Below are 12,640 nucleotides of genomic sequence, written 5' to 3' on the forward strand. Positions count from 1 at the left end.
CATGCCTACCTCACACTCGCGTGGAGGCGTCGCCTCCGTCTGCGCCGCGGTCCTGACGCTCTCAGGACTGGTCGTCACCGGGGTGGTGGCCGCGCAGCCCGCGGCCGCCGCGGACCCGGCCGGCTACCAGAACGTTCGGATCAACGAGGTCACGTCGGCGAACAACGACACGGTGGAGTTGTACAACACCGGTACGACGGCGGTGAGCATCAGCGGCTGGAAGATGTCGGACGACGGCTTCGCGCCGCAGCCGTTCAGCCCGTCCGCCGGCACGATCCCGGCCGGCGGCTTCGTCACCTTCAACTCGCCCAAAGGCCTGGGTGATTCGGACAAGGTGGTGATCTACACCTCCGGCGGCACGGTGGTCGACCGGGTCGAGTGGGCCGGCGGCGGGGCGAAACCGGCGATGGCGCGCTGCGGCGGCGACGGCACCGGGGCGTGGGTGACGACGACCGTGGCGACCACGTTCGGCGCCGCGAACGCCCCGGGCTGCCCGTCCTCCGCCCCGGCGGCGAGCCGGGTGCGGATCAACGAGGTCACGTCGGACGGCGCGGACACCGTGGAGCTGTACAACGGCGGGACGAGCGCCGTCGGCATCGGGTCGTGGAAGTACGTCGACAACGACACCGCCCACTCCCCCGTCTCGATCGCGTCGTCCTCGCCGAGCGCGACCACCATCCCCGCAGGCGGCTACGCCACGTTCAACTCGGCCCTCGGGCTGGGGGACAACGACTCGGTCTTCCTCCTCGACGGCAACGGCAACACCGTCGACTCGGTGACCTGGGCCACCGGCGGCGCCAAGCCGTCGACCGAGCGCTGCGCGAACGGCACCGGCTGGTTCCGGACCTCCACGACCGCGACGCCCGGCGGCGCGAACTCCTGCACGGGCGGCGGCGGCAACGGCGGCGGCGGCGGTCAGACCGGCCACCTGCTGGGCGGCGGCGGCTCGCTCACCAGCGGCTGCACCCCCGAGGCGCCCAGCGGCACCGGCTCCACCCCGGCGGGCACCCTGGCCTGGCCGGGGGGCCTGGACGTCACGATCGCCGACGACGTCTGCGCGTTCACCACGTCCACCGGCCCCGAGGGCCGTGACCTGAGCGGCCTCGCGTTCGATCCGGCGAACCCGTCGGTCCTGTGGGCGGCCAAGAACAAGAACCGGCTGTACAAGCTGGTCAAGAACAACGGCAAGTGGATCCCGGACCCGTCCTGGAGCGCCACCGGCAAGCAGATCCGCTTCGCGGGCGGCACCGGCGAGCCGGACTCCGAGGGACTGACGGTCGGCGGCAACGGTCACCTCTACGTCACGTCCGAGCGCGACAACACCGACAACACCGTCCCCAAGGACACCATCATGGAGTTCGACCCGGCCGCGCCCGGCTCGACGCTCATGCCCGTCCGGCAGTGGGACATGACCGCGCAGTTCCCCCAGCTCGACACCGGTAGCAAGAGCGACGCCAACCTCGGCTTCGAGGGCGTCGGCTACGTCCCGGACACCTGGCTGACCGCCAACGGCTGGACCGACCCGCTCACCGGCGCCGCCTACGACCCGGCCGACTACCCGCTGCACGGCGCCGGCCTGTACTTCGCCGGCCTGGAGTGGGACGGCACGCTGCACGTGTACGGCCTCAACTCCGACGGCACGTTCACCACCTTCGGCACGATCGCGACCGGCCAGGTCTCCGTGATGGACGTGACGTTCGACGCCGGCACCCAGCGGGTCGTCGCGACCTGCGACAACACCTGCGGCGAGACCCACACCTTCCTGAAGGTCAACGCCGCCGGCGCGATCGTCCCGGACGTGACCTACACCAACCCGGCCGTCATGCCGGTCGACAACCTGGAGGGCTTCGCCCTCGCCCCGGCCTCCACCTGCGTCAACGGCTTCCGCGAGGCGGTCTGGGCCGACGACGGCATCTACGGCTTCGGCAGCGGCAGTTCCTCCTACGGGCACGCGCTCTACAGCGGCACGTTCCCCTGCTGACCCCCGGCACCACACGGTGACGAAGCTCCTGGCCGCCCCGGGTCACACCCGCCGACAGCCAGGAGCTTCGTCGTCCCCGGCGCCGATCTCCGCGCTGATGCTCACCTTCGGGATCGCCGTCAGCCCACCAGCCGCCGGAACTCGGCGCGGTCCTCCGGCAGTCCGACCTTGCGGAGCCAGCTGATGACGGACGGCACTGACACCTCGTGCCGGGTCCACCATGTGAGGCTCATGCTCGGCGGGACAGCCTGCGATAGGTTGCCCGCCATGACCGATCTTGCACCCGTGGTCTGGCCACCCGCCCCGATCAGGACCGAGCGGCTCCTGCTCCGCGGGTCCGAGGCCCGCGACCGCGGGGCGGTCATCGAGCTGTTCGCCTCACCGGAGGTGGGCACCTACGTCGGTGGCTCCCGGCCGCGTGACGAGTTGGAGCGTGCGGTGCCCGAGGTGCCGGGGCGGCGCTTCGGCTTCTTCGTGGTCGAGCTCGCCGGAGCGATGATCGGCATGATCACGCTCGACCCGCGCGACGCGGAGCGCCCGGGACACGTCCGTCCGGAAGGCGGCGAGGCCGAGCTCGGCTACATGTTCCTGCCGCGGGCGTGGGGACGTGGATACGCCGCCGAGGCGTGCGCAGCCGCACTCGACTGGTTCGCCGACGCGCTCCCCGGGGAGCCGGTGGTGCTCAGCACCCGGACTGCCCACCACGCCTCGCTGCGCGTCGCCGCGAAGCTGGGGTTCAGCGAGGTGGCCCGCTTCGAGGAGTACGGCGCCGAGCAGTGGTTCGGCGTGTGGTCCCCGGTCACACCGCCGGTTGACCCCGTACTCGACAGCGCCGACGGTGCCGAGCCGTGCGAAGGGGAGGAGGCCGGATGACCGCATGGCGGCGGTTCGAGCGGCAAGAGGCGGGTGTGCTCGACTACTGGGAGATCCGCCAGGAGGGGATCCGCTGCTTCCTCAGGTGGGGATCCGACCGCGTCCCGGGCAAGGCGAGCACGACGACGCTCGACGACGAGGAGCAGGCGCGAGGCCACGCCGCACGCAGGGTCAAGGACCGTCTCCGCAAGGGCTTCGCCGAGGTCGACCCGCCCCACGACCCGGCGGAAGCCGAGGCCGGCGCACCGGTTCTGGACGTCCTCGCCAGGGGTGTCGGTCGGTACGCGCCGCCAGTCCGGTACGAACCGGTCGACGGCTTCGACGACGTCTACCGCTGCGAGCGTTCACCCGACCACCCCATGGGCTTCTACGAGTACTACGTACTGCGCGACCAGGGACGCAGCGCGGTCCGGTTCGCGGTGCGCACCGCCGGCCACCGCGAACCGGACCGTCGCAGCGTTCCTGGAGTTCCTCTCCCCCAGGCGTGACCTCGCTTTCGACGGCCGGTCCCACCACAAGGTGCCGTTGCCGGACCCGGTCGGGTCCTTCGACCACGCGCTGTTCTGCTCGCCGGCACTGGGCCGGGCCTGCGCCGCCCACCCGGAAGTGGCCGCGCGGGTGGCGACGGCCTTCCCCGTCTTCGACTGCGAGATCGGGGACGAGGACCCGGAGGTGCTGGTCGACGCCCGCATCCACGGTCACGCCTCGCTGCCCCACAGCGACTGGGGACGAGCGCCGTACCCGGCCGTCGACCTGCGCTTCGACATCCGGCCGTCGCACTACCGACCAGCACCGACGTTCAAGGTCCACCGGTCGGCCGACCTCCAGGAGCTCCTGGACGTGCTGGCGGAGGCATCGCCGCAGAGCTGGCTGGACGTGCGGAACTTCCGCGGGGAAACCACGCGCCTCCAGCCCGGCGCGACCGTGTCGTGCGCCGAGGTGCTGTCCTTCCTGGTCGGCCGAAGGAGCCGAGGAAGCGGCAGCCCGCGCGTGGGGATCACCGCAGCGTCGCCGGAAGCGCTCAGTACTCGCCCTTGATCACGAAGAAGGAACCGCGGATCCCGCCGGCCAGCTTCGACTTCTGGCGCGCGAACTTGAACCTGGACGCCAGCTCCTCGGGTACGTCCATGCCCTCCGAGAGCCTCCAGGCCGGACTTGGAATAGTCGCCCCACACGTCTTCGCAGGTCTTGATGGCGGCGGCACGGTTCTTCTGTTGTTCTTCTCGGTCGATGAGGCGGTGCAGCGGCTACGTTGCCCCCGAGATGGTCTTGGCGTTGAAGGAGGGGAAGGTGCGTTCGGGGTTGTTCTGCGCGTCCGATACGTGCTGCGCGCTCTCCCGGACTGCGGGGTCGGAGAGCTTCATGACGAGCTCGACCCGGGCGCCGGTGAAGACGGTGGCCTTGTACTTGCCTGCGACGGGGCCGGCGTAGTCGAAGCGGACGTCGGAGTGCGCGGCGTCCGTATCCTGCCATGCCCTCGCGGGTGCGCTGGGCCATGTGACGTTCATCGACATGGTCACGGTGGTTTCGACGATCTGCTTGTTCCCCTGGTCGTACAACGGGCCGTTGTCGGGCGATGTGTAGGTGAGCGACCGGAGCGGGTTCGTGTTCCACGAGCCAAGGAGATCGTTGCGTCGTTGCGTGCTGGGGGCGGTCACGGGACCGCCGAGGTAGCTGAACTCCTGGTTGACCGACCACGTCTTCGGGTCCTCGCCGGAGACGGCGACGACCTTGATGTCCTTCACGCTGGCGAGGTATTCGAGATGTCGAGTGACGAAGCTGAAGGAACGGCCGCTGGTGACGAGTCTCCCCGTGCAGTTGCCCGCCGTCGAGCAGCGATCACCTGCCCGGCGAGCGCGAGGCGAAGCCGCTGTGGCTATGGTCCTCTGCCACCGGCATCGACACCGTCCATCTGGACCGGATCTGGCGCACCTTTCTGCGCAGGTTCCACCTTGAGCACACCTTCCGCCTACTCAAGGGCACCCTCGGCTGGACCGCGCCGCACTTCCGCGCACCGGACACCGCCGACCTGTGGACCTGGCTGGTCATCGTCGCCCACACATGAACTCGGCGTTTCACCAGCCCACTTGGGCTTCGAGCGACACCCTGGTTCAGCACTTCCACGCGCCCGCCAGCCGACTGCTCGTGGCGGACGTGTGGCGAAGGCTGAACCGACCCGCGGGGCACTCCCGCCCGAAAGATCGAGGGGTCCTCCCAGTGATCGACTTCAACGTACTCACCGACCTGGCCGACACGAAGCCTCACCAGCCGTAGACGGATCCGCTGACGCTGGTCGTCGGCGTCCACCTCGTCCTGCTCGACGTCGGCACGGTGCCGAGATGTAGGAACGGTCGCACGGGTTGGGTGAGTTGTGAGGCCAGCCTGGGTTCGTGCGGCCGTTCCCATCTTGGCCTGTCCGGGGTTTCTCGTGCGCACTGCGGCGAGTTACTCGAAGAACTCGCCCCGAAGTGGGAAACGGCCCGGGAGTCGGCACTGCGTGAACGGCCCGGCTCCGATCCGCGTCGAGCACGCCAACGCCGAACCCAAGAGCGGCGGCCGCTCCAGGGGTTGACCGGTCGGCGCGAGAGCTACGCCGAGACTCATCTCGCGACCGCCGGACTGGTCCCCGACCGCTCCGCCCGAAGGTCACCCACCGCAAGGCCGGCACCGAACCGGAGCTCGTCCGGCAGGCCGCCTGCTGATCGACCACCAGCCGAACCGCACGGCCAGCACACTCCGATCTCGATCGCCCCCAAGGTCGTAAGCACCGGCCGCGGCATCGCGACGTCCGTCCGGGACCACTGCCGTGCGCGGCCACCCCTGCACCGTCTGCTTCACCCACGCCCAGACCGCCCTGATTACCTACCGTCCATTCGCTGACGAGCTTGGCGTCTCCGTCGGAACGCGCCCTCCGGTGTCGAAGGTCACCACCGGGCCCTTCTCGCCAGCCGTCACTACGGCGGCCTCCTCGACTCAACTGGCTCAGACGCCCGGCAGGTCGGATCGGTCTTCCTCGATCCGCGCGTCACCGCCGACCAGGCCTCGCGCTTGGCGGACCAGGGTCAACCGGTCCACGGGACAGCAACAGCAAGCTTCGGGCCGTCACAGGGCGGCTCCTGGAGCGCGTCGGCTGCCACCCCGTCCGCGCTAGCTCGCGCTCACCGACTGCACACTCCGGTCGGCCGCGGCAGGAGGCGCCCCGGATCCGGCGTGGCGCCGGCCTTCCAAGAGCTCGACGACGCGGCGCGTCCGCCCCCTTTGGTTACGCGTGCGATGATCATCCGAACTGATGAACCCGGGCTGCGTCACAGCATTCCGCACGAAGGAGGTCACCCTTGGCCGATCACGGTGCCGCACCGCAGCCGGCCGACGTTCGGCATCCGGGCGTGCAGGACACGGCGCGCCTCGCGCTGGTCGTGGGTGCCCTGGGTGTGGTCTTCGGCGACATCGGGACCAGTCCGATCTACACGCTCCAGACCGTGTTCAACCCGGACGACCCGCACCCCGTCCCGGTCACCACGGAGAACGTGTACGGGGTGGTCTCGCTCGTCTTCTGGTCGGTGGTGGTCATCGTGCTGGTCACCTACGTGCTGCTGGCGATGCGTGCCGACAACGAGGGTGAGGGCGGCATCATGGCACTGATCACCCTGCTGCGGCGATGGGGCTCGCAGCGGAGCCGCAGGACCACGGCGGTGCTGGCCGCGCTGGGCATCTTCGGCGCCTCGCTGTTCTTCGGCGACAGCATGATCACCCCGGCGATCTCGGTGCTGTCCGCCGTCGAGGGACTCAAGGTCGTGGAGCCCTCGCTGGAGAGCACGGTCGTTCCACTGACTGCGGTGATCATCATCGTGCTGTTCCTTGTCCAGCGCCGCGGGACCGCGGCGGTGGGCCGGGTGTTCGGGCCCGTGATGATCGTCTGGTTCATGACCATCGGCGCGTGCGGAGTGTCCGGCATCGCCGACCACCCGCAGATCCTCCGGGCGCTGTCACCGAGTTACGCGCTGGGCTTCCTGTTCGGCCACTTCGGCACCGCCTTCTTCGCCCTGGCCGCGGTCGTCCTCGCGGTCACCGGCGCCGAGGCGCTTTACGCCGACATGGGCCACTTCGGCCGCCGCCCGATCACCCGGGGCTGGCTGTTCCTGGTGTTCCCGGCCTGCGTGCTGAGCTACCTCGGCCAGGGCGCGCTGGTCCTCGGGGACCCGCACACCATCAGCGGGCCGTTCTTCCTGCTCGCGCCGGGCTGGGCACGGCTGCCGATGGTCGTGCTGGCCACCGCCGCGACCGTGATCGCCTCGCAGGCGGTGATCACCGGCGCCTACTCGGTCGCCTCCCAGGCCGCTCAGCTCGGCTACCTGCCGAGGCTGCGGATCGCGTACACCTCCGAGTCGACCATGGGCCAGATCTACGTTCCCTGGATCAACTGGCTGCTGATGGTCTCGGTCCTCACCCTGGTCTTCGCCTTCCGCAGCTCCGCGGCGCTCGCCTTCGCCTTCGGCATGGCGGTCACCGGCACCATCACCATCACCACCCTGCTGTTCTTCTACGTCGCACGGGCACGTTGGGGCACACCGATGTGGCTCGTCGCCACCGGCGCGACACTGCTGCTCACCGTCGACCTGCTGTTCGTGGCCGCCAACGCCACCAAGCTCCTCCACGGCGCATGGCTCCCCCTGCTGATCGGCATCACCGCCTTCACCGTCATGACGACCTGGCAGCGCGGCCGCGCGATCGTCACCGCCGAGCGGGCACGGCACGAAGGCCCGCTGCGCGCGTTCATCGAGGACCTGCACAGCGGCGAGGTACCGGCGCTGCGAGTCCCGGGCACGGCCGTCTTCCTCAACCGGGGCAAGCAGACCGCGCCGCTGGCCCTGCGGGCCAATGTCGAACACAACCACGTACGGCACGACCACGTCGTGATCCTGTCCATCGAGACCGAGACCGTGCCGCGTGTCCCGGCCGATCAGCGGATCACCGTCGACGACCTCGGCTACGCCGACGACGGGATCGTCCACGTCACCGCCCGGTTCGGCTACATGGAGACACCGGACGTGCCCGCCACGCTGGCGATGCTCGATCCGGCCGAAGCCGAGGGCCGGCTGCAGCTGGACCAGACGTCCTACTTCCTGTCGAAGATCGAGCTGCGGCGCGGGCAGGCACCGACGATGGCGCCCTGGCGCAAGCACCTGTTCATCGCCACCTCCTACATCACCGCCGACGCCGCCGAATACTTCGGTCTCCCCCGCGAGCGCACCGTCATCATGGGCTCGCACGTCGAGGTGTAGGTGCACCGGCCGCAGACGGTCACGATTCGCCCCCCGGCCCGTCCTGGTCACAGCCAGTCGTTGCGGCGGAACGCCCGGAAGATGAACACGCCAGGACCGGCGCGAGGCATCACCACCCTGCGCTGGATCTCGGATCCGCCAGGTACACCGCTCCCCCGTTCCCATCCGGAATCGTGCCGGGGGCCGCGTCCGCCTCCGCCGCTCCGTGTGCATAATCCCTACCGTGACCTCAGGATCAGCCCGCCGCAGGTGGCAGCCCGCGCTTCGTGCCTTCGCCTTCTTCTTCGTCGGCGGTGGAATCGGCTACTTCGTCTGCGCGCTGGTGACGCACCGTCCCGGCGGCGGCGTACCGTGGATCGGCATGCTGCTCGGCTCGACCGTTTGCGCGGTCCTCACCGCGTTCGTCCCGGCGCGACGCCGCAGCTGAGCGTCTTGCGCCCGAGCCCGGCCTCCGCGGTCAGGCGAACTCGCGCAGGCGCGGCCGCACACCCAGCGCGGTCAGGACGAGCGCCACCGTCAGAGCCGCCGCGCCGAGGCCGGCGGTGATGGCGTCGAGGTCGTCGTCGGTGGTGGCGACTGCGGCCTCGAAGGCCCGCTGGTTGATCGCCTGGTTGTCGTCGAGGGCGGCGCTGAGGATGCCGAAGTCGGCGTTCGACTGGCCGGGGGTGAGACCGGTGTTGTATGTGACGGCCTCCTTGAGCTTGCCCTGGGTATTCAGCTCGCGGATCTTCCGGTCGTCACGCTGGTACTGCTGGAAGGCGGCCAGCACGCGTTCCGCCGCGTCCTGCTCGCCGGGGAAGGTGATGTTGCGCAGTTCGTCGCCGAGGTACCCACCGAACCCGACCTGACCGTGGTCGGCCCGGTGCCGGTCGGCCAGCGCTGCGAGCTTGGCGTCGTACGTGGCGAGGGTGGCGCCGTCGACCCTGGCGAAGGACTGGGTCTTGTCGAGGAAGCTGTGCTCGTAGGCCGCCGCCCGGGACGGGTCGGTCAGGTAACGGCTCTCGTCAGCGTTGAGGTCGTACGCCACCGCGCGCGCCCGGCTGAGGGCGATCACCGAGTCGAATGAGTTGCTCTTCGCGACCACCAACTGGTCGTCCGCGCGCGAGGCCAGCGCCAATGCCGCGACCAGGCCCACGACGGTGAGCAGCGTGGTGATGGCCAGCGGAACGTTCACCAGCCGCCGGAAACGCACCGCGAGCAGCCGCTGCAGCAGCCCGAGCGCGACCAGGGCGACCAGGCCGGAGAGCAGGATCCACCACCAGCCGCCGGCCAGGGCGCCGCGCTGGTCCGCGTAGCTGCGGTCCACGACGGCCGCGTTCGCCTTGGTCACGTCGTCGACGGCCGGCAGCAACTGCTGGCGCAGCAGGTCGGTCGCCTGCCGGTAGGCCGCGAGGGCGTCTGCGGACGGGCGGCCGGCCGGGGCGTGGGCTTGCTCTTCCAGGAGCTGGGCGCGGGCGACCAGGGCCTCGTAGCGGCCGAGTTCGCCGATGACGGTCTGCACGGCCCGCTGCCCGGCCGCGTCGCCGGCCACCGCCTCCGTGACGCGCTGGAGGTCGGTGTCCGCCTGGGTGCGACGCTGCTCGTAGGTGTCCAGGGTCTCCTTGCGCAGCGTGGTGTAGTCCGGATCGGCGCCGAACAGCAACAGGTTCGCCGCCTGGGCGTCCATGTCGTTGAGCGCGAAGTACAGGTCGGCCGAGCGCACGACCTGCGGGGCGGCCTGGTGGCCGATTACGTCCGTGCCGTCGCGGGCGCCGCCCAGGACGGCGGCGGTCGCGGTGCCGGCGACGAGCAGCGCGGCCAGGCAGAGGCCGGTGAGCCCGCGCACAAGGCGCGGGGTGTTCCACCAGGCCCGGCTGCGCCAGGAGCGGCCGAGCCGGTGATGGGGGGCGCGCGGCGCGGGGAGTGGCGCGGCCGTCTCCGGTCGAGCCGTCTCCGACGTGACCGTGTTCTCCACGACTGCCGTACCGCTCGACGTTCCCGTTGGCATCGCCGCGCGCCCTCCCCCTGTTTTCACACTGGTCGCCGAACCGTCCCCGGCGGAGCCCGGCGGAGCCCGCCGGGGATCGGAGTTCGGCAAGCGGTCCGCCGCCGGGCCCCACGCTCGGGCAGCGAACCGTTTCCTCGCAGCTCACACTAGGTGCGACCGAACATCCGTCCGCCTGTCCTGACGCGTCCTTGACGCGGGCGACGGCCATCTTGACGAAGCATTGGCGGCGCCCTTTCCCCGTGTCGCCGTCGCCGTGCCGACCGGGCATGCGGCGGCCCCCGGTGTCCGTCGTCCGCCACAGTCCGGACGAGGCCACCAGGGGCCGCTGAGGATCACCCGATGCCGGTGGCACGCGGCACCGGGTGAGATCACGGGGTCAGCTCTGCCCGGCTTTGCGGCCGTGGTTCGCCTTCTTCTTCCGGCGGGCCTTCTTCTTGCGGGCGCGCTTGGACATCGGGTGCGTTCTCCTCGGTACGGTCGGGTCCGGGTCAGGCCTGGGCGACCAGCTGGTCGGCGAGCTTGGCGAGGCGCCGCTGCGAGCGCTCCTCCTGCGCGATCGCGGCGGTCGGGGCGAGGTCGCCGCCGTCGTAGTACTCGCCGTTGATCAACGCCGTGTCCGGCAGGCAGAGCTTGACGACGGCTGCCGCGCCCTCGGCGGCCGGAGCACCGACCCGCCCGTAGAGCGGGAGCAGCGCGGTGTCGCACTGGCCCGGGTTGAGGCTGACGGCGGTGATGCCCGATCCGGCCGGGGCCATGTCGCAGGTGTCCATGGTCAGCGCGAGCTGCGACTGTGCGTAGGCGGCGAGCCGGGAGTACTTCTTCACCCGGTGCGGGTCCGACCAGTTCATCGAGGCGGTGCGGTGCAGCGAGGAGGAGACGTTGACGATCCGGGCGTCGCCGGCCGCCGAGAGCGGGGCGCGCAGCAGCTTGGCCAGCAGGTGCGCGGCGAGGAAGTTGACCTGCAGCGAGATCTCGTTGCCGTCGTCGGTGAGGGTGCAGCGCTCGGGAGCCATGACGGCGGCGTTGTTGACCAGCAGGTCCAGCGCCGGGTAGTGCTTGACGACCGTGCCGGCCAGCACGGCGATCTCGGCGAGGTGCGTGAAGTCGGCTGCCAGCTCGACGAGTTGGTCCCTCCGCACGCCGGCCGCGACCAGCCGCTCGACGGCGTCCCCGGCCTCGGCGGCCGTCCGGGCGTGCACCAGGACGGTGGCGCCGTGCCCGGCGAGCAGGCGGGCGGTCTCCCAGCCGATGCCGGAGGAGGCGCCGGTGACGAGGGCGGTGCGGGTGGACAGAACGGCGTCGGACATGACCCATCCAAGGGTGACAGGGCACGGACGGGGTGCCGCCGGGCGCGAGGCCGCGCCCGGCAGGTGCCGTCCGTGCGGAAAGTGTGCTGCGATGAGAGGCGCACCGGCCCTGATCCGTCCGTGGACGGCTGCGCAACGATGCGCCGGGACAGGTGACGGGGAAGAGGAACGAACTCCGGCCGTGACGGGCGCAGTTCGCCCGGGCCCTGGGTGTGCGGGAAGAAGTCCCGTGCTACCGGCCCGTGTTGAGGACCGCGACAGCGACGACCCGCGGCCGCGTATGCGGCGGGCGGTCGTGGTGGCGCGTCGAGCGGTTCATGTCCTCCATCAAAGTCGGCCCGGGCATCCGGAGCAAGTCCGCCCCGCCCTCCTTACGGAACCCTGATGCCGACCGGACGATTCGTCAGATCTTCAGAGTCGCCAACCGCACTCGTCGTCGCGGCCACGCGGCGGGCAGGCCGGTGGCCAGCGCCGCGGCGGCGAACAGGGCGAGATGACCTGCCTCGGCGCCCGACCAGCCGAGTTCGGCGTAGCGGTGTTCGGTGAAGCCGTCGAAGGCCGTGAGTGGCGCGGCCTGCGGTCGGGAGACGATCCCCGTCAAGGCGCAGAGCGCGGCGTACGCGCCCACGGCGGGCCACCCGGCGCGCACCCCGGCGGCCAGGGCGAGGCCGGCTGCGAGAACTGCCCCCGCGACCAGCACGGCGGCGACGGACGTTCCGAGTGACAGCCGCCGGAGCACCGGGTAGTACGCGTGGCCGCCGGGCCGGGCGGAGTGCATCTGCACGGACGGGTACTCCTCGTGCCACTCGTGCCGGTTCGGCCGCGGGCGCCGGCGGTGCGGGTCTCCAGCTCATAACCCGGACGGGAGGGGAAGGCGTGATCTTGACGCGATCCTGATGCTCACGGCCATGATCCGAACGCAATCTTGACGGTGTGCCGCGCCGGACACCCGAATGCCGACGGCCGGACCGGCATCAGGGATTCGTCAGAGCCGGGCCGGTCGGCGCCAGGCTTTCGTCAATCCGGCGAACCGGAGCGGTGTTCGGTGAGCCACTGGTGCCGTGTCCGCCCCTACCGCCATGACCCCTCTCCTGCCCTCCGCCAGCCTGCTGCCGTTCGAGGAGCCCGGCACCGAGGCGATCGCCGCCCACGTCGAGCGCACCGGCCACGGCGGCTGGTGGGCCGACCGGCCCGACTCCGCCCGGGTGCT

The 12,640-nt window shown here is 70.8% G+C and carries 10 protein-coding genes and 1 pseudogene; 7 read left to right on the forward strand and 4 right to left on the reverse strand.

What is annotated here, in order from left to right:
• The first annotated feature begins 1 nt into the window (after position 1).
• The 4 genes from AB0C76_RS30670 (at position 2) to AB0C76_RS30685 (ending at position 3,892) form a co-directional block, all read left to right on the forward strand.
• Positions 2-1,981: a lamin tail domain-containing protein gene (locus AB0C76_RS30670; protein WP_359971822.1), complete on the forward strand. Its 1,980-nt coding sequence runs from the start codon at positions 2-4 to the stop codon at positions 1,979-1,981.
• Between the two features lie 267 nt (positions 1,982-2,248).
• Entirely contained in the window at positions 2,249-2,854 is a 606-nt protein-coding gene (locus tag AB0C76_RS30675) for a GNAT family N-acetyltransferase (protein ID WP_359971824.1), read from the forward strand.
• The gene (locus tag AB0C76_RS30680) at positions 2,851-3,342 is read left to right on the forward strand and encodes a WGR domain-containing protein (RefSeq protein ID WP_359971826.1); all 492 of its coding nucleotides are present in this window, start codon (positions 2,851-2,853) and stop codon (positions 3,340-3,342) included. Before AB0C76_RS30675 ends, AB0C76_RS30680 begins: the two co-directional genes overlap by 4 nt.
• Before the next feature lie 37 nt (positions 3,343-3,379).
• The gene (locus AB0C76_RS30685) at positions 3,380-3,892 is read left to right on the forward strand and encodes a hypothetical protein (protein ID WP_359971828.1); all 513 of its coding nucleotides are present in this window, start codon (positions 3,380-3,382) and stop codon (positions 3,890-3,892) included.
• 209 nt (positions 3,893-4,101) lie between these two features.
• Here the strand turns inward: AB0C76_RS30685 and AB0C76_RS30690 are convergent, their stop codons facing one another.
• A complete protein-coding gene (locus tag AB0C76_RS30690) occupies positions 4,102-4,599 on the reverse strand; it encodes a hypothetical protein (RefSeq protein ID WP_359971830.1) in 498 nt (165 codons plus the stop codon).
• Positions 4,600-4,691: 92 nt separating this feature from the next.
• On the opposite strand from AB0C76_RS30690, the pseudogene AB0C76_RS30695 reads away from it, so the two are divergent.
• From AB0C76_RS30695 to AB0C76_RS30705, 3 genes and pseudogenes are all read left to right on the forward strand, one after another.
• Positions 4,692-4,916: pseudogene (locus AB0C76_RS30695) on the forward strand (transposase); the annotation flags it as partial.
• Between the two features lie 1,273 nt (positions 4,917-6,189).
• Positions 6,190-8,136: a potassium transporter Kup gene (locus AB0C76_RS30700; RefSeq protein WP_359971832.1), complete on the forward strand. Its 1,947-nt coding sequence runs from the start codon at positions 6,190-6,192 to the stop codon at positions 8,134-8,136.
• A gap of 223 nt (positions 8,137-8,359) precedes the next feature.
• Complete coding sequence (locus tag AB0C76_RS30705; RefSeq protein ID WP_359971834.1) at positions 8,360-8,563, forward strand: hypothetical protein; 204 nt, start codon at positions 8,360-8,362, stop codon at positions 8,561-8,563.
• A 30-nt stretch (positions 8,564-8,593) separates the two neighbouring features.
• Here AB0C76_RS30705 and AB0C76_RS30710 read toward each other — a convergent pair whose 3' ends face one another.
• The 3 genes from AB0C76_RS30710 to AB0C76_RS30720 all read right to left on the reverse strand — a co-directional run bounded on the left by AB0C76_RS30710 (position 8,594) and on the right by AB0C76_RS30720 (position 12,214).
• Positions 8,594-10,090 (reverse strand): hypothetical protein, encoded by a 1,497-nt coding sequence (locus AB0C76_RS30710; RefSeq protein WP_359971836.1) that lies wholly within the window; start codon positions 10,088-10,090, stop codon positions 8,594-8,596.
• 521 nt (positions 10,091-10,611) lie between these two features.
• Complete coding sequence (locus tag AB0C76_RS30715; protein WP_359971838.1) at positions 10,612-11,430, reverse strand: SDR family NAD(P)-dependent oxidoreductase; 819 nt, start codon at positions 11,428-11,430, stop codon at positions 10,612-10,614.
• Positions 11,431-11,833: 403 nt separating this feature from the next.
• Complete coding sequence (locus AB0C76_RS30720) at positions 11,834-12,214, reverse strand: hypothetical protein (RefSeq protein WP_359971839.1); 381 nt, start codon at positions 12,212-12,214, stop codon at positions 11,834-11,836.
• Positions 12,215-12,640: the final 426 nt, after the last annotated feature.

It is taken from the genome of Kitasatospora sp. NPDC048722, assembly GCF_040650235.1.
Classification (GTDB): Bacteria; Actinomycetota; Actinomycetes; order Streptomycetales; family Streptomycetaceae; genus Kitasatospora.

Coding starts and splice junctions, on each gene's coding strand:
- AB0C76_RS30670 (WP_359971822.1), top strand. CDS start 2: ATGCCTACCTCACACTCGCGTGGAGGCGTCGCCTCCGTCTGCGCCGCG.
- AB0C76_RS30675 (WP_359971824.1), top strand. CDS start 2,249: ATGACCGATCTTGCACCCGTGGTCTGGCCACCCGCCCCGATCAGGACC.
- AB0C76_RS30680 (WP_359971826.1), top strand. CDS start 2,851: ATGACCGCATGGCGGCGGTTCGAGCGGCAAGAGGCGGGTGTGCTCGAC.
- AB0C76_RS30715 (WP_359971838.1), bottom strand. CDS start 11,430: ATGTCCGACGCCGTTCTGTCCACCCGCACCGCCCTCGTCACCGGCGCC.